This window comes from Mesorhizobium sp. M1E.F.Ca.ET.063.01.1.1, assembly GCF_003998155.1.
Taxonomy (GTDB): domain Bacteria; phylum Pseudomonadota; class Alphaproteobacteria; order Rhizobiales; family Rhizobiaceae; genus Mesorhizobium.
Genome location: NZ_RZSC01000061.1, coordinates 1 through 17,135 on the forward strand (window position 1 = coordinate 1; position 17,135 = coordinate 17,135).

Sequence of the window (17,135 nt, forward strand, 5' to 3'; positions counted from 1 at the left end):
GTCATGGTCAGCGCTCTGTTCGGCGGCGACCCCGACCAGCCGGTGGCGCCGATCGAGCGCGACCTGTCGCAGATCGAGACTGACGTCGCGACCAGCGTCTTCCAGGAGGTCGCAGTGGCGCTGAACGGATCGGACAGGCGCTCCCTAAACCTGCGCCTGACAATCCCCCGGGCGATGTCCGGCAACGAGGCAAGACGGCGTGTGCTGCGCGATGGCGCGGCAGTCCGCATCGTCTACGGCATTTCGACGCCAACCGACACCGGCACGGTGACGGTGATGATCCCGCAGCGCATCCTTCTGGCGGCGCGCGGCGCCACCGCCGCTCAGGGCGACGACCAGACGACGGAATTCGACTGGCGAGCCCGCTTCTCGGAGGAAGTGATGCGCTCGGCTGTGCGGCTAGAGGCCACCATGCCGCTCGCCCGGCTGACGCTTGGCGATCTCGCGGCCTTGCAGCCCGGCCAGGTGATCGAGTTCGAGGAGAACGCGCAGTCGCAGGCCAAGCTCAGCGCGCGCGACAAGACGCTGTTTGTCTGCGAGTTCGGCAAGCTCGGTCAGAATTACACGGTCCGCATCCGGCATCCTCACGATGCCGGGCAGGATTTTATCGACGGACTTATGCCCGGCTGAGGCCGGACCTGGGATTATTGGAGAAGAGGCATGGCAAAGACCAAGGTGGAAGCCGAACCCGATCAGCCGGACGAGCAGCTCGACCGCGCCATCGAGGAACTGCGCGGCGTGCTGCGGGAAGAGGAACAGCGTCCGGACGCCGCCTTCCAGGCAGGCGCCAATTCGTCGATCATCATGACGATCCCGGTCGATGTGCAGATCATCCTCGGCAGCACCGAAATGCCGGTGTCGGAGCTGATGGCATTGCAGAAAGGCTCGACCGTGGCACTCAACCGCCGCATCGGCGAGCCGGTCGACGTGGTCGTCAACGGCCGCAGAATTGCGCGCGGCGAGATCACCGTGCTGGAAAACGATCCGTCGCGCTTCGGCATCAGGCTCACCGAGATCATCGCCGCGACGAAGAGCGCGTAGAAATGGACAGCCAGAGCATCCACCGGCCGCGGAGCCAAGCATGATGACGTCATTGACGCTGACGCGCCCGCAAAAGGCTGCCGCCATCCTGGTGGCGATGGGCAAGCCCTCGGCCAGCCGGCTGCTCAAATTCTTCAAGCAGGAAGAGCTGAAGGCGCTGATCGAGGGCGCCCGCCTGCTGCGCACCATCCCGCAAGCCGATCTGGAGCGCATCGTCGCGGAATTCGAGGCCGAGTTCACGGAGGGCGCCGGCCTGCTCGATTCGGCCGACCGGATGGACACGATCCTCAACGAATCGCTGTCGCCCGAGGAGATGAGCGCCATCATGGGCGACAAGAAACTCGAGCCTGCTCCCGAGGGACCGCCGCCGATCTGGCCGGATCTCGAGAAGCTCGAGCCCGCGCGCCTCGGGACCTTCCTCGCCGGGGAACATCCGCAGACGGCGGCCATGGTGTTGTCGAAGCTCGCGTCGCAGGCCGCCGCCAACGTTCTGTTGACGATGGAAAAGCCGATACGCAGCCAGATCATCAAGCGCATGGTGACGATGGCCAACATTCCGGACGCAGCGACCAGGATCGTCGAGAGCCAGTTGCGCGCCAGCGTGCTTGCGCAGAAGGCGACCAAGGACACTTCGGCCGGCCAGGAGCGTGTCGCCAGCGTGCTCAACGAAATGGCCAAGCCCGAGCTCGACGAGCTCATGCAGGATCTGGAAGAGGCCGGCACGCCCGATCTCGCCGGCGTCAAGTCGCGGTTGTTTGCTTTCGACGACCTGCCGCTGCTTACCCAGAAGGCGCGCGTGCTGCTGTTCGACGGGCTGTCGACCGAGCTCGTCACGCTGGCGCTGCGCGGCGCGCCCGCGGCGCTCACCGAATCCGTGCTGTCGGCGATCGGCGCACGCTCACGCCGCATGATCGAATCCGAGCTCGGGCAGGGATCGGAAGGCATTGCGCTGGCCGACATTATGGCGGCGCGCAAAACGATCGCCGTGGCGACCATCCGTCTGTCGCGGCAAGGAGCGTTCGAGCTTCCCTCGACGCAAAGCGCCGCCGAAGCGGCCTGACGACAGCAATACGGTCGGGTCACCATGGCTGAGGCGGTCGACAAGGATTCCAAAACCGAGGAAGCCACGGAGAAGAAGATCCGCGACACGATCGAACAGGGCAAGCTGCCCCATTCGCGCGAGACGGCGATCTTTGCCTCGTTCCTTGCCATTTTGGTGTTCGCGGTTTTTTACGCCAAGGATGCCGTCGTCGATCTCGGCATGTTCCTGTCGACGTTCCTGGAAAAGCCCGAAGCATGGCCGATGGACACCGAGACCGATGTCATCACGCTCTACGAGCAGGTCCTGATCGAGATCGGCCGCGCCGTCGTCAGCCTGCTGGTGCTGCTGGTGGTCGCCGGCATCGGTGCCTCGGTGTTCCAGAACATGCCGCAACTCGTCGGCGAGCGGATCAGGCCGCAACTGTCGCGCATTTCGATCGCCAAGGGTTGGAGCCGGCTGTTCGGTGTGCAGGGTTTCGTCGAATTCGGCAAGTCGCTGGCCAAGCTTGCCTTCGCCATCGCCGTGCTCGCCTTCACGCTGTCGGAGGATCATCGCAGGCTGCTTGCCGGCATGATCACCAATCCGGTGTCGTTCGGCATGGTCATCCGCGGCATCTTTGTCGACATATTGGTGTCGATCGTCTTCGTCATGGGGCTGATCGCGGTCGCCGACATCGTCTGGTCGCGCTTCCACTGGCGGCGCGATCTGCGCATGACCAAGCAGGAAGTGAAGGACGAGTTGAAGCAATCGGAAGGCGATCCGATCGTGAAGTCGCGCCTGCGCTCGCTGGCGCGCGACCGGGCGCGGCAGCGCATGATGACGGCGGTGCCACGTGCGACGCTCGTCATCGCCAATCCAACGCACTACTCCATCGCGCTGAAATATGTGCGCGAGGAGGATTCCGCTCCGGTCGTGCTCGCCAAGGGCCAGGACCTGGTGGCGCTGAAGATCCGCGAAATCGCCAGGGAGCACAACATCCCGATCTTCGAGGACGTGGCGCTTGCCCGCTCCATGTACAAGCAAGTTTCGGTTGATAGCGTGATCCCGTCGCAATTCTACCAGGCCGTCGCCGAGTTGGTGCGGATCGTCTACTCGAAGAAGGCCGTGCGCAGAGTACCCTCATGAACGGATGCTGCCTCTATCCATGAACCGGCAACCACACGCCAATTCACGCGAGCAGATCGTCGCCAGCGCCATCCAGGATGTAGTCGGCGAGCTGCGCCTGATCGAGGTCGCCGACTATATCGCCTTCATCCGGCTGGAGCATTTCGCTTGCCTGTCGGACCTGGTGGACTCGGCCGCGGAACTCTACTTCCAACCGGGCACGCTCAGGCTCGGCCATGGCGGTGAAGCGCATGTCGACTGGAGCGGCAGCCCGCGCATCGTGCTCGATCTGGAGCTTCGGCCGCGCGGCGTCACCGTCTACTTCCAGCTCACGCTGACCGAGCACGGGGCGTCCGTGGTCGTCAACTACGTGTCTTTCGAGAAGCCGGGCGAGACGTCGGAGCACAACACCGCCCTGCTGGAGGGCGCGATCGAGCAGGCCAGCATCCGGAAGACCGAGCCGCTCGCCTATCCTTGACGACAATTTGGGGCGTGTGGACGCTTGGCCTGAGCGAGCTACTCGATCAGGCCAAGCCGCAGCGCCTTGGCCACCGCCTGGTTGCGGTTGACCGCGTTGAGCTTCTGCGTCGATTGGGTGAGGTACTGGTTGGCGGTGTGCACCGACAGTTTCAGAAGCTTCGCAATTTCTTCGCTGGTGTTGCCGTTGGCGGTCAGCTTCAGGCATTCGAGCTCGCGCTTGGAGATCGCGCGCGTCCTGCCGGTTTCGCCCGGACGGATCCGGGCGACCGCCGCGAACAGCGCAAAGCAGCGCGCGTGGATTTCACAGAGCGTGTCGTCCGACAGCGTGATGTCGGACCCAAGGAAGACGACCAGCCCGCACTGGCCGCGATCCGCATGCACCGGAAAGGCGATGCCGTTGGTGCCGGGCGCGAGCGGCGCGGTCGGCTCGGCCCATGCCAGGCTCTCAAGGGGCTGCCGCGAGCCGGCGATGCCGTCATCCGCCCACCAGCGCGGCGTCGTCGAGATGCGGCTGTGGCGCACCATATCCTCGCCGCTGGCGCCCGAGATGAATTTGGTCGTGAGGGCGGTCGACGGATAGTCGGAATCGAAGCAGGCGACCAGGCGGGCGCGCTCCAGCGAAGGGCTGACGAAGAACAGTCCGAAACCGGAAGCGTTGATGTCGACGGCGATCCAGCGGCAGCGGCGCACGGCATCCGGGATGGTGACCGCCTGATGCGTTTCCGATCCAAGCGAGAACGCGCCGAACGGATTGCGCTGGTCGTTGAAAAGGGCGGCTGCGGTCTCTCTGATCTGCGCGTGTTTCAAATGATGCCGCTCCTGATCGCGGTCGCAATCGCCATCGCACGGTTGCTGGCCGCGAATTTCTGGATGGCATGCGTGATGTAGCTGTTGACGGTGTTCGACGAGACGCCAAGGATGAGCGCCACCTCGTCGGTGGTCTTGCCTTCCGACACCCAGAACAGGCATTCGCGCTCGCGGTCCGACAGAGGGTCCTGCATGGCGGCAGCGGCAATCAGTTGCGGGATGCAGGACAGCGCGTAGCAGCATTTCAGCTGCGCCTTCATCAGCGCAGGCAGATCGATCTTGCCGGCCTCCGCGGCCGAGAACAGCACGAAAAGACGCTGGCGGCCGACATTGAGCCTCAGCGAATAGATTTCGGCGTGGCCGAGCACGTCGAGCAGCCTGGCTTCCTCACTGGTCAGCAACGCGCCGGCGTCGGGGGCATGCGCCGCGACCAGCGGCTTGGGGCGCATGCCGGGTGCGGCGGTCAGCGGTCCCAGCGCAAGATTGGCGATCAGCCTTTTGCCGATCAGCTCTATGGCGTCGAAAATCCAGTTCGACGACACGATGCGGGCGTCGTTGCGGTCCTGGTCGTGCACGATGGCGACAAGCATGTAGCTGTCGGCGCCGATGTCGGCGGCAAGCTGCATGAAGAAACTGGTGAGATCGCCGCGGGACGTCAGGTGCGAGCCTGAGGCGTCGGGTTGGAGAGGCGCGGCGGGACTGCTCATCTTGATATTCTGGCCGGAATCGATCCCTGTGCCCGGTGCTGGCAAAAGCCGGCGGCCGGACCCGAAACGCATCACGTTGACGAAAACACACTCAAGGGCACGCACAGCGCCCAACCGAGCCGAATCCTTTTAGGGAACGCGCAGCCGTCCGCGTCTGGTGCCGGCCGGATGCCGGAACTGGAGACTTTGGGTGGTAGCCGCGCCCCCCGTGGACCGGCTGATTCGGGTCTAATCTACCTGCAGATGAATCCGACATCAAACGCGATTTGACAAAATCGAATCTGATGGACTCGTGTTGCGACTCAGAAGCCTCGCTTCGCGTTGCCTGGCGGCGATTTCCGGCCTGAATTGAGCCGACGATTTCGGGCGGAATCGCTAAAAAAATGCGCCCTCGGCCATCTCCGAGGGCGCATGTCCTTTCGATCAGCGCGGCTTAATGATCCTCGAAGCCGGTCAGCACGCCGACGGCGTTGATGCCGATCTCTTCCACCGCGTAGCCTCCTTCCATGACGAACAGCGTCGGCAGGCCGAGCTTGGCGATGCGGCGGCCGATCTTGGGATAGTCCTCGCTCTTCAGCTTGAACTGGCTGATCGGATCCTTCTCGAACGTATCGACGCCGAGCGACACCACGACGACGTCGGGGGTGTAGGCGGCAAGCCTGGCGCAGGCATCTTCCAACGATGCGTTCCAGCCGTCCCAATTGGTGCCGAAGGGCATCGGATAGTTGATGTTGAAACCTTCGCCTTCGCCCTCGCCGCGCTCGTCGGCATGGCCGAGGAAGAAGGGGTACTCGACCATCGGATCGCCATGCAGGTTGAGCACCTGGATGTCGCCGCGGCGGTAGAAGATTTCCTGCGTGCCATTGCCGTGGTGATAGTCGACATCGAGGATGGAGACACGGCTTGCGCCCTGGTCGCGGAACCATTGCGCGACGACCGCGGCATTGTTGATGAAGCAGTAGCCTCCCATGAAGGCGGCGCCCGCGTGATGGCCTGGCGGACGGCAGAGCGCGAAGGCGGTCCGCTCGCCGCCCTTGACCAGGGCGGCCGCCGTCAGCGCGACGTCATAGGACGACTTGATCGCCGCCCAGGTGCCTTCGACGAAGGTGGCGCCGGCATCGAAGGAATAATAGCCGAGCAAGGCGTCGATGCGCTTCGGCGGCACGTCGCCGCGCAACCCGCGCGTCGGCCAGGTGAAGCCCATGGCCGAACCCTTGAAGCCGGCGGCGACCCATTCCGGCCACACGGTCGGCAGGAAGTCGACGTAGTGCGCTTCATGCACCCGCTTGGCCGCGGCGAGGTCGTGCTCGACCGGCCCGACGATCGGCCCAAGCTTCTCGCTTTCCACCCGCGCCTTGATGAATTCGGCCCGCGACGGCTTCTCGAAACCCGGCACGATTGCCGAGGTGACCAGTTCCATCTGGTCAGCGTGACCGGCATGAAGCGGCGAATAGACAGTCTTCATAGGAATTCCCCTGGAGCGCGAAATCAGTTGGAAGTGTGAAATCAGTCGAGGTTGAGATAGGGGTTCACGAGAGCCAGCCACATGGCTTCCACATCGTCCTCGATGAGGTCGAATGTCTTGCGATCTCTCTTCAGCCCCACAAGCCTGCAGGCGTGTCCGACCTCCATCATCACCAGGCCCAACCGCTTGGCGATCTTTTCTTCAAGGGCCGGGTTCACATGTTGCAACCAGGCTGCGTAGAGGGCGATGATCTGCTTGTCATATTCGTCCTGGATCGGCCTGAGGTCGGCGTTGCCGGATATGGCTTCGATCACCGGCATCAGCGTGACGTTGTCCAGATAGAGCCTGGATGTGTCGATGAAGAGTTTGCGCACTTCGCGCCGAAACTCGTCGCGGTTGGTCGGCCGGGGGACGTTGATACGCTTCCGGATGACCTCGGGAAAAGACGACAGCCAGCGCCGGGCCAGGTCCAGAAGAATGGCTTCCTTGTTGGGAAAGTACTGATAGACCGAGCCGACCGAGAGGCCCGCGCGTTGCGCGATGGCCAGCGTCGTCGGCGCCCTGGTTCCCTGCTCACGCGTCAGGATCAGCGCCGCGTCGAGAATCCTGTCGACCACCTTGCTTGACCGTTTTTGCCGCGGCTGCTTGCGCGGTTCGAGCGCTATCCTGGTCTTGCGGTCGAGACTGCGCTTCACTTTCCGATGCCCTCGTTCACCGACCGGCCTCAGCACAGGCGCGGGGTGCTGTCCACTATACATTCCAAATTCCGGCTGTTGACAAACGCGAATAAACAGTCGCATTCTTTATCTACGCTGTCTTCCACGATAACAAGGGGAATTTCGAAGACGGCGCATCGGCATCGACTTTCGTCCCACGGCGCCGCCTCAGTGGAGCGGCAGCTCACTGGACTTGGCGCTGTCGGTCCCTCAGCAAAATGTGGAGTCGCGATGTCGGTTGCGGATGGTGGTGCGGATCTGATGGTCGTCAACGGTCGTGTGCTGACCATGGACGATGACAATCCCGCCGCTGAGGCTATTGCCGTCAAGGACGGCGTCATCGTCGCCATCGGCAGCCGAGCCTCGATCGAAACGCTCAAAGGGCAGGCCACCAAGGTCATCGACGCCCAGGGCGGCTCCGTCCTGCCTGGCTTCATCGAAGCGCATATGCATCTGTTCGGCGGCGCGGCCGAGCTCGACAACCTGCATCTGGCGGGCGTGCATGGCTTCGACGCGCTGCGCGAAGCGATTCAGGGCTTCGCAGCGAAGCGTCCGAACGCCAGGCTGCTGATCGGCGCCGGCGTCGATTATGCGATCCTGTCCGAACCGGTGACGCGTCATCATCTCGACCGCATCATCCCCGACCGGCCCTTCGCCATGTCGGCTTCCGACCACCACACGATGTGGGCAAACACCAAGGCGCTGAAAGAGGCGGGCCTGCTGCACGGCAAGCAGGTAGGACAGGGCAACGAGATCGTCATGGGCGCTGACGGTCTCGCCGCCGGCGAGTTGCGCGAGGGCGAGGCGTTCGGACCGATCCTCGAGCATTTCGGAGCAAATCGGACACGGCTGGGACTGACCGGCGAGGAGCCGGATCCCTATCCGTCGGCCGAGGAGCTGGCCGCCGATCGCAACCTGATGCACCGAGGGCTTCAGTGGTGCGCCCAGCACGGCATCACCTCGATCCAGAATATGGACGGCAACCTCTACCAGCTCGAGCTGCTTGCCGGCCTGGAAGAAGAGGGGCGGTTGCTGTGCCGCACAAAGATCCCATTCCACTTCAAGAATTTCATGTCGCTGGACATGCTCGAAAAAGCCTCGCGCATGGCTGCGACCTATAATTCCGAATGGCTGTCATCCGGCATGGTCAAGCTCTTCTATGACGGCGTGCTGGACTCCTGGACCGCGGTGATGGTCGACGATTATGCCGACCGGCCGGGCTGGCGCGGCGAGCCGCTTTTTTCGCCCGAACATTTCGCCGAGGTGGCGGTCGAGGCCGACAGGCGCGGCCTGCAGGTCGCCGTGCACTCGATCGGCGACGGCGCGGTGCGGGCCGTGCTCGACGGCTACCAGGCGGCGCTCAAGAAGAACGGCAGGCGCGACAGCCGCCACCGCATCGAGCATATCGAAGTCACCACGCCTTCCGACGTGCCGCGCTTCGCCGAGCTCGGTGTGCTCGCGTCGATGCAGCCGCCGCATCCACCGGGCGCCATGAATTTCCCGCTGGAGCCGACGATCTCGCGCATCGGTCGCGATAAGTGGCCGCTGAGCTATGCCTGGCGCACGCTGAAAGACGCCGGCGCGCGGGTCGTCTTCGCCTCCGACTGGCCGGTCTCGCCGGTTGACCCGATCCTGGGCATCCAGGCGGCAGTGATGCGCAAACCTTGGGCAGAAGGTCTGCCGGATCAGAGTTTCTCGCTCCATGAATCGATTGCCGGCTATACGGTCGAGGGCGCCTATGCCGAGTTCATGGAACACTGCAAGGGTCGTCTGAAGACCGGGTACCTCGCCGATATCGTCGTCTTGTCGGCCGATATCGAGGCGACGGCGCCCGAAGCGCTGCACACCGTTCGGCCCGTCACCACCATTTGTGGTGGAAGGGTCACTTACCAAGCCTGAGGACAGCCAGACCCGAGGGTGGCATGGAGATTGCCTTTAAAAGTCGAGTGACAGCTCCGCAGTTGCCAAGCCAGTCGGCTTATGGTGACAATCAAACAGGAACAAACCTGCCGCCAAGAGCAGGCTCTCTCAATGGGGAAATCGTGCCGGAACAACCGGGTAAGAACGCGATCGAAGTTCGCGGTGTACGCAAAGTATTTGGAACCGGTGAAAACCAGGTAGCCGCTCTCGACACGGTGTCGGTGTCGATCCGCGAGAACGAGTTTTTCACCCTGCTCGGCCCGTCCGGATGCGGAAAGACGACGCTGCTGAGACTGATTGCCGGCTTCGATTTCCCAACCGCCGGCGAAATCCTGCTGCACGGCCAGGACATCGCGCCGCTGCCGCCATTCAAGCGCCCGGTCAACACCGTCTTCCAGAGCTACGCGCTGTTCCCGCATATGACGGTGGCTGAGAATATCGGCTTCGGGCTGGAGATGCTCGGCAAGCCGAAGGCGGAGATCGAAGCGCGCGTCGCCCAGATGCTAAAGCTGGTCAAGATGGAGGCGTTGAAGGCGCGCCGCACCAGCCAGATCTCCGGTGGCCAGCAGCAGCGCGTCGCGCTCGCCCGGGCGCTGGCGCCGCAGCCGAAAGTGCTGCTGCTCGACGAGCCGCTCTCGGCGCTCGACTACAAGCTGCGCAAGGAAATGCAGATCGAGTTGAAGCGTCTGCAGCACGAGACCGGCATCACCTTCATCTTCGTCACCCACGACCAGGAAGAAGCGCTGACCATGTCCGACCGCATCGCGGTCATGTCGGCCGGCAAGATCCTGCAGGTCGGGACGCCGCGCGATATCTACGACCGGCCGGCGGAGCGCTTCGTCGCCGACTTCATCGGCGAGACGAATTTCCTGGCCGGCACGGTGGTATCGAAGAAGCCCGGCGTGGCGACGGTCAAATTCGCGCGCAGTGCCACGATCGCCGCCGGTTATCCGGAAGGCTTCGATCCGACGGGCGAAGTGACGCTGGTGGTGCGTCCCGAGCATGCCGACCTGGTGCCGGACCCGGCCAAGGGCACGATCGCCGGAACCCTCTCCAACATCGTTTATTTCGGCACCGACACGCATTATCACGTGAAGCTCGATGGTGGCGAAAACTTCATCGTGCGCCACCAGAACAGCCGTTCGAGCCCGGTGACCTACGAGAAGGGCGCCAAAGTCGGCATCCAGTTCGAGGAGGACGCAGCCCGCGTCCTGAAAGACTGATGACGACAGCCACGCTCTCCCCAACCATGCCTTCCAAGGCCGCGTTGTTCGAGGCCCAGGCGGTGAAAGCCGGCGCGCGGCGCAACAGGCTGCTGTCGCTACCGGCGCTGATCATCATCGGCATTTTCGGCGTGCTGCCGCTCCTTATCATCTGCGTCTATTCGTTCCTTGTCGCGGCGCCCTATGGTGGCGTGCAGTGGCAGTTCTCGACCGACGCCTATCTGAACTTCCTGTTCCAGCGCGACATCTTCGACGACACGCTGCAATTCACGCCGGACTTCCTGATCATCTACCTGCGCTCGTTCCTGTTCGCGGTGGTGACGACAGTCATCTGCCTGCTGCTCGGCTTCCCGACCGCCTATTTCATGGCCACCCGCCCGCCGGCGCAGCGCAACTGGTGGGTGCTTCTTATCACCATTCCGTTCTGGTCGAACCTCCTGGTGCGTACGCTGGCGATCATGTTCATCATCCGCGACGAGGGCCTGATCAACAACGCGCTGATGGCATTGGGCGTGATCGATAAGCCGATCACCATGCTCTACACCAATTTCGCCATCCAGCTCGGCCTGCTCTACGCCTTCCTGCCGTTCATGGTGCTGCCGCTCTATTCGAGCCTGGAGAAGCTCGACTTCCGGCTGATCGAGGCGGCCTACGATCTCTACGCGACGCGCCGCCAGGTGCTGTGGCGGGTGATCATTCCGCTTTCCAAGCCCGGCATCATCGCCGGCTGCCTGCTGGTCTTCATCCCGGCGCTCGGTGCCTATGTGACGCCGCTGATCCTGGGCGGCGGTGTCCACCTGATGATCGGTGACCTGATTGCCCAGCAATTCGGTTCCGGGCGCAACTGGCCGCTCGGCTGCGCGCAGGCGCTGATCCTGATGGCCGCGGTGCTGGTGGCGCTCTACTTCTACGTCCGCAACACGTCGGGGAAGGTGCAGCATGGCTGAACCGCGCACCATCGACATCAAGGACCAGCCGGGCTTCCGCTCGATCGCCATCATCTGCCTGCTGGTGCTCTACATCCCGGTGCTCATCCTGATGATCTTCTCGCTGAACAGCGGCTCGCTGGTCACGCATTGGGAAGGCGTCACGCTCGGCTGGTACGGCAGCGCGCTGCGCAACGCGGAGTTCCACAACGCGGCCCGCAACACGCTGATCATTTCGGTCACCGCTACGATCGTCTCGACCATCTGCGCGACGCTTGCAGCGATCGGGATGACCAGAGTGAAGCCGTGGCGCGGGCTGGCGGCGGCCTTCATGGTGATCAACCTGCCGCTGATGGTGCCGGAGATCATCACGGCGGTGGCGACGCTCTCCTTCTTCGCGCTGATCGCCGGCACGTTCGGGCTGAATTTCGGCATCGGCAATTTGATCCTTGCCCATACCGTGTTCTGCATCCCCTTCGCCTATATGCCGATCCGGGCGCGGCTCGAGGACATGGACCTGACGCTGGAATATGCGGCGGCGGACCTCTACGCGACGCCGTGGAACGCCTTCAAGCGCATCACGCTGCCGCTGCTGGTGCCCGGCATCATGTCGGGCGCCGCGCTCGCTTTCATCGTCTCCTTCGACGATTTCACCATCACGCAGCTCGTCGCCGGTCCCGGCCAGACGACGCTGCCTCTCTACATCTGGAACCAGATTCGGCGGCCGATGACGCCGGAGATCAACGCCATCTCCACAATCCTGCTTCTGGTGTCGATCCTGTTCGTCTCGATCTCGTTCCTGATAGCGCGGCGACGCGCCAAATGACCCGTGAACTCCAACACAACAATGGGAAGGCAAGGAGAACATAAAATGTCTGGAAAACTGATGGCGGCCGTTTCCGCGGCCGTGCTGTTATGGGCCGTGCCCGCGCTCGCCGACGGCGAACTGCACATCTACAACTGGGGCGACTATACCAACCCCAAGCTGATCGAGAAGTTCGAGAAGCAATACAACATCAAGGTGACGCTGGACGACTATGATTCCAACGAAACCATGCTGTCCAAGGTGCGCGCCGGCAATTCCGGCTACGACATCGTGGTGCCGTCCGACTACACCGTGAAGATCATGATCGAAGAGGGCCTGCTCGAAAAGACCGAGCCCAACGCGATGCCGAACGGCAAGAACATCGATCCACGCTTCGTCGACATCTATTGGGACAAGGGCCGCCACTACACCGCGCCATGGCAGTTCGGCACGACGACATTCGCCGTCAATATGGACAAGTTCAAGGGCGACATCGACACGCTGGCGATCCTGTTCAATCCGCCGGATGAGCTGAAGGGCCAGATCAACGTGCTCGACGACGTCAACACCGTCATGCACGCGGCCGAACGCTATGCCGGCGTGCCGCGCTGTGGCGCCGACAAGGCCAATTTGAAGAAGATCAACGACATCCTGACGGCTGCCAAGCCGTCGTGGAAGACCTTCAGCTACGACACCATCACCAAGATCACCTCGGGCGACGTGGTCGTGACCGAGCAGTGGAATGGCGCAGCCTACCGCTCGCGCCAGAAGATCCCGGCGATCAAATATGCCTATCCGAAGGAAGGCATTGAGGGCTGGATGGATAATGTCGCGGTGCTGAAGGGCGCCAAGAACCTCGAGAACGCCAAGCTGTTCCAGGACTTCGTCATGGCGCCTGAGAATGCGGCGCTGATCTCCGAGTTCGCCGGCTACGACAACGGCATTGCCGGCAGCCACAAATTCCTGCCGGCGGAGTTCGCCAACTCACCGGAGATCAGTCCGCCGGCCGGTTCGGCGACGCCGGAATTCGTGCCGCCGTGTCCGCCGGAGGTGGTGGAGATCTACAACAAGATCTGGACGAACCTGCGCAAATAGCTCCGCCGCAAAGCATGAAGGAGGGGAGGCTCCGGCCTCCCTTTCTTGTGTCCAGGGAGGAAATCCTGACGTCCTATCGCAACTCCGATCCGCGGCCGCCGATCATGCAGGGGTCGCCGCCGGCCATGGTGGTGCCAAAGCTCGACTGGGACCGGCCGCCCTGGAACCGCTGGGCTTTCCAGCATATCCGCGAGTTCCTGCCGACCGTGGAGGTCTGGCGCGGCCATGGCCATCGCCGTCGTCTCGAGCGTGCCGAGGTCGATCTCGACGGCCTGGCGGTGGCGGATGGCGAAGGCCGCCCAACGACGCTCGCCGGACTGCTCGACGAGACCTATACCGACGGCTTCCTGGTGCTGAAGGACGGCAGGGTTGCCTATGAGCACTACTTCAACGGCATGGACGAGCGCACGCCGCATCTGTCGCAGTCGATGGCGAAATCCGTCACCGGTTCTGTCTTCGGCATCCTGGTCGGGCGCGGTCTGATCGATCCGGCCAAATTGGTCACCGACTATCTTCCAGAGCTCGGTGAGACGGCCTGGGCTGGCGCCACCGTGCAGCACGTGCTCGACATGACGACGGGCGTGCGCTTCTCCGAGGAGTATACCGATCGCTATTCCGAGATCGGCCAGGTCGATGTCGCCAGCGGCTGGAAACCGGTGCCGCCGGGCAGCGATCCCGATTTCCATTGGCCATCGCATCTGTTCGAACTGATCCTGCGGCTGAAGGACAAGGTGCGCTCGCACGGCGAGGCCCTCGAATACCGCTCGATCGAAACCGACGTGCTCGCCTTCATCATGGAGCGGGTGAGCGGCAGGCGGCTGGCGCAGCTCGTCTCGGAAGAGCTCTGGCAAAAGCTCGGCGCCGACGAGAGCGCCTGCTTCACCGTCGACAGCGCCGGCTATGCGCTGGCCGACGGTGGCTTCAACGCGACGCTGCGCGACTACGGCCGCTTTGGTCAGCTCATCCTCGACAATGGCGGCGGGGTCATTCCGGCCGATTGGATCGCGGCGACGCGGACGGGCAGGCACGGACCGAATTTCAATCCGAGCCTTCCGGACGGCAGCTACCGCAACCAGTTCTGGATCGAGGATTCGCGCTCGCGCTCGCTGATGTGTCGCGGTGTGTTCGGGCAGTTGATCCACATCGACTGGGACAACAGGATGGTCGTGGTGAAGCTTTCGACCTATCCGGATTTCACCAACATCGCCTATTCGGTGGCGACGCTGAAGGCCGTGCACGCCATCGCCGCGGCTCTCGCCTGAAAATCAGAGACAAAAGTACCGGGAGACAATCGTGGCCGGCAAGACTGCGTTCGAGACCAGATACGGCTTTGCCCGCAAGGACGTGCGGCTCGACAACTGGCGGCTGAGGCCGTTCAGCCAATGGTCGTTCCAGAATGTCGGCGAACTCGTCCCGTCGGTGCATGTTGCCGCCGCGCCCGGCGGCGAGGAGCAGGCAAAGCCTCTCGGTGCGCTGCTCGAAGAAAAGGTCAAGCTCGCTGGCGGCGCCGAAACCGTCGAAGCCTTCCTCAGGCGTTCCGACACCGACGGGCTGTCGATCATGAAGGGCGGCAGGCTGATCGGCGACTGGGCGGCGCCGCATATGGCGTTCGGCCAGCGCCACATCGTCTTTTCGATCAGCAAATCGGTGACGGCCATCCTCGCCGGCATACTGGAAGACGAGGGGGTGTTCGACTTTGAAGCGCCGGTGACTGAGTACATTCCCGAAGCCAAGCGCTCGGCCTATGGCGATGCCAGCGTGCGCAATGTGCTCGACATGACGGTCAGCCTCGATTTCGAGGAAGCCTATCTCGATCCGGAAAGCGCCTTCGCCCGATACCGCCGCGCGACGCTGTGGAATCCCGGCGGCGGCTCGGAAAGCCTTGCGGCATTCCTGCTGACGCTGCAGCGCCTCGCCGAGCCGCACGGGCAGACCTACCGCTACCGCTCCCCCAATTCGGATACGCTGGGCATTCTTGTCGAGCGGGCATCCGGCAAACGCGTCAGCGACCTGTTAGCCGAGAAATTGTGGCTGCCGCTCGGCGCTGCGAGCGAGATGTCCGTCACCGTCGACATGGAAGGCACGGCGCGCACCGCCGGCGGCATGTCGATGACGCCGCGCGATCTTGCCCGCATCGGCGAGATGATGCGGCAGGGCGGCATGGCCAATGGCCGGCGCATCGTGCCTGAGGCCTGGGTGCGCGACACGGTTGCCACCGGCGGCAGCCATGAAGCCTGGCAGCGCGGCACGATGGCGTTCCTCTTCCCCGAAGGGCGCTATCGCAACAAATGGTACCAGATGGGCAAGGCAAGCGGCGCCTTCTGCGGCATCGGCATCCACGGCCAATGGATTTACGTCGACCCCAAGACGGAAGTGGTCATCGCCAAGATGTCGTCGCAGCCGGAGCCGGTGGATGACAAGCTTGACGTCGATATCGTAGCGTTTTTCGAGACACTGAGCGGCATGGTTTGAGGGGCTTATCGAGCCGACTGTCTATGTCGGCTCCGCCCCTCATCCGCCTGCCGGCACCTTCTCCCCGTATAGTGACGGGGAGAAGGAGGACGGCCACAGCCTCGGCGCCCTTCTTGCAACGCTGGCGACTGGCGAAACCGTCGATGAGAGCACCCCTCTCCCCGTCACCATACGGGGAGAGGGGTGCCGGCAGGCAGGTGAGGGGCGGCGCCCACGTTAGACCGCTTTCCTGTGGACCTTTCCGCCGGCCGAAACCAACCCGGTTGGCGCAGCCGGCATCCCGGCCTATGGTCGCCGCTCTTTCGACAGGGACCAGCATGGCATCGGACATCACGCGCATCGCAGCAATCATCGCGGCCGAGATCGGTTCGCGGCCGGAGCAGGCCGCGGCGGCGATCGGGCTTCTCGACGAAGGCGCTACGGTGCCGTTCGTGGCGCGTTACCGCAAGGAAGTCACCGGCGGGCTCGACGACACGCAGTTGCGCGATCTTTCCGAGCGGCTTGCCTATCTGCGCGAGCTCGATGCGCGTCGCGAGACGATACTCGGCTCGATCCGTGAGCAGGGCAAGCTGACCGAGGATCTGGAAGCCAAGATCGCGGCGGCAAGCACCAAGGCCGAGCTCGAGGACATCTACCTGCCCTATAAGCCGAAGCGCCGGACCAAGGCCGAGATCGCCAAGGAACGCGGGCTCGGGCCGCTGGCCGAAGCGATCCTGGCCGACCGTTCAGCGGTGCCGACCGAGCTCGCGCTCGCCTATGTCACCGAAGAAGTGCCCGAGGCGAAGGCGGCGCTCGAAGGCGCGCGCGACATCCTGTCGGAGCAGTTCGCCGAGAATGCCGATCTGGTCGGCAAGCTGCGCGCCTACATGAAGGAACGCGCTTTCCTGCGCGCCAGGGTCGTCGACGGCAAGCAGGAAGCCGGCGCGAAATTTTCGGACTATTTCGACCATGTCGAGCGTTGGGCCGGTGTGCCCAGCCACCGCGCCTTGGCCATGCTGCGCGGCCGCAACGAGGAAGTGCTGTCGCTCGACATCGAGGTCGATGTCGATGATCAATCGCCGGTGAAGCCGGTTGAGCGCATGATCGCCAACGCCTATGCGATCGGCGCGAGCTTGCCGGGCGATCGCTGGCTGATGGAGGTCGCCGGCTGGACCTGGCGGATAAAACTGTCGCTGCACCTGACGCTCGACCTGATGCGCGACCTGCGCGAGCGCGCCGAGGAAGAGGCGATCCACGTCTTCGCCCGCAACCTCAAGGATTTGCTGCTTGCAGCCCCCGCCGGTTCGCGGCCGACCATGGGGCTCGATCCCGGCATCCGCACCGGCGTCAAGG

The 17,135-nt window shown here is 63.5% G+C and carries 17 protein-coding genes; 13 read left to right on the plus strand and 4 right to left on the minus strand.

The features are described 5' to 3' along the window. From EOA29_RS07720 to EOA29_RS07740, 5 genes are all read left to right on the plus strand, one after another. Positions 1-630, plus strand: a 630-nt coding sequence (locus EOA29_RS07720; protein WP_145969638.1) for a FliM/FliN family flagellar motor switch protein, incomplete at its 5' end; no start/stop codon positions are given. 30 nt (positions 631-660) lie between these two features. Then, positions 661-1,041: a flagellar motor switch protein FliN gene (gene fliN / locus EOA29_RS07725; RefSeq protein ID WP_126092205.1), complete on the plus strand. Its 381-nt coding sequence runs from the start codon at positions 661-663 to the stop codon at positions 1,039-1,041. 40 nt (positions 1,042-1,081) lie between these two features. Beyond that, complete coding sequence (locus EOA29_RS07730) at positions 1,082-2,101, plus strand: flagellar motor switch protein FliG (RefSeq protein ID WP_126092206.1); 1,020 nt, start codon at positions 1,082-1,084, stop codon at positions 2,099-2,101. Positions 2,102-2,125: 24 nt separating this feature from the next. After that, positions 2,126-3,208: a flagellar biosynthesis protein FlhB gene (flhB, locus tag EOA29_RS07735; RefSeq protein WP_126092207.1), complete on the plus strand. Its 1,083-nt coding sequence runs from the start codon at positions 2,126-2,128 to the stop codon at positions 3,206-3,208. A gap of 19 nt (positions 3,209-3,227) precedes the next feature. Next, entirely contained in the window at positions 3,228-3,665 is a 438-nt protein-coding gene (locus tag EOA29_RS07740) for a hypothetical protein (protein WP_127220696.1), read from the plus strand. 38 nt (positions 3,666-3,703) lie between these two features. Here EOA29_RS07740 and EOA29_RS07745 read toward each other — a convergent pair whose 3' ends face one another. The 4 genes from EOA29_RS07745 to EOA29_RS07760 all read right to left on the minus strand — a co-directional run bounded on the left by EOA29_RS07745 (position 3,704) and on the right by EOA29_RS07760 (position 7,341). Next, positions 3,704-4,474 carry a helix-turn-helix transcriptional regulator gene (locus tag EOA29_RS07745; protein ID WP_126092209.1) on the minus strand — a complete coding sequence of 257 codons (771 nt, stop codon included), beginning with the start codon at positions 4,472-4,474 and terminating at the stop codon, positions 3,704-3,706. Beyond that, the gene (locus tag EOA29_RS07750) at positions 4,471-5,181 is read right to left on the minus strand and encodes a helix-turn-helix transcriptional regulator (RefSeq protein WP_126092210.1); all 711 of its coding nucleotides are present in this window, start codon (positions 5,179-5,181) and stop codon (positions 4,471-4,473) included. Before EOA29_RS07750 ends, EOA29_RS07745 begins: the two co-directional genes overlap by 4 nt. Positions 5,182-5,614: 433 nt before the next feature. Beyond that, positions 5,615-6,646: a histone deacetylase family protein gene (locus tag EOA29_RS07755; RefSeq protein WP_127220697.1), complete on the minus strand. Its 1,032-nt coding sequence runs from the start codon at positions 6,644-6,646 to the stop codon at positions 5,615-5,617. A 41-nt stretch (positions 6,647-6,687) separates the two neighbouring features. Beyond that, the gene (locus tag EOA29_RS07760) at positions 6,688-7,341 is read right to left on the minus strand and encodes a TetR/AcrR family transcriptional regulator (protein ID WP_126092211.1); all 654 of its coding nucleotides are present in this window, start codon (positions 7,339-7,341) and stop codon (positions 6,688-6,690) included. 252 nt (positions 7,342-7,593) lie between these two features. Here EOA29_RS07760 and EOA29_RS07765 point away from each other — a divergent pair, with 252 nt between their 5' ends. The 8 genes from EOA29_RS07765 to EOA29_RS07805 all read left to right on the plus strand — a co-directional run. Beyond that, positions 7,594-9,261 (plus strand): amidohydrolase, encoded by a 1,668-nt coding sequence (locus tag EOA29_RS07765; protein ID WP_126092212.1) that lies wholly within the window; start codon positions 7,594-7,596, stop codon positions 9,259-9,261. Between the two features lie 143 nt (positions 9,262-9,404). Continuing rightward, positions 9,405-10,505 (plus strand): ABC transporter ATP-binding protein, encoded by a 1,101-nt coding sequence (locus EOA29_RS07770; protein ID WP_126092213.1) that lies wholly within the window; start codon positions 9,405-9,407, stop codon positions 10,503-10,505. Further along, complete coding sequence (locus EOA29_RS07775; RefSeq protein WP_245464892.1) at positions 10,505-11,452, plus strand: ABC transporter permease; 948 nt, start codon at positions 10,505-10,507, stop codon at positions 11,450-11,452. Before EOA29_RS07770 ends, EOA29_RS07775 begins: the two co-directional genes overlap by 1 nt. After that, positions 11,445-12,257, plus strand: coding sequence for an ABC transporter permease (locus EOA29_RS07780; protein WP_126092214.1), 813 nt, complete (start codon positions 11,445-11,447; stop codon positions 12,255-12,257). Before EOA29_RS07775 ends, EOA29_RS07780 begins: the two co-directional genes overlap by 8 nt. A 45-nt stretch (positions 12,258-12,302) precedes the next feature. Further along, the gene (locus EOA29_RS07785) at positions 12,303-13,331 is read left to right on the plus strand and encodes an extracellular solute-binding protein (protein ID WP_189350543.1); all 1,029 of its coding nucleotides are present in this window, start codon (positions 12,303-12,305) and stop codon (positions 13,329-13,331) included. A 65-nt stretch (positions 13,332-13,396) separates the two neighbouring features. Then, complete coding sequence (locus EOA29_RS07790) at positions 13,397-14,593, plus strand: serine hydrolase (protein ID WP_126095777.1); 1,197 nt, start codon at positions 13,397-13,399, stop codon at positions 14,591-14,593. Between the two features lie 31 nt (positions 14,594-14,624). Next, positions 14,625-15,803 (plus strand): serine hydrolase, encoded by a 1,179-nt coding sequence (locus tag EOA29_RS07795; protein ID WP_126092215.1) that lies wholly within the window; start codon positions 14,625-14,627, stop codon positions 15,801-15,803. A gap of 317 nt (positions 15,804-16,120) precedes the next feature. Continuing rightward, the coding region (locus tag EOA29_RS07805; RefSeq protein WP_281061051.1) for a Tex-like N-terminal domain-containing protein at positions 16,121-17,135 on the plus strand (1,015 nt) is incomplete at its 3' end.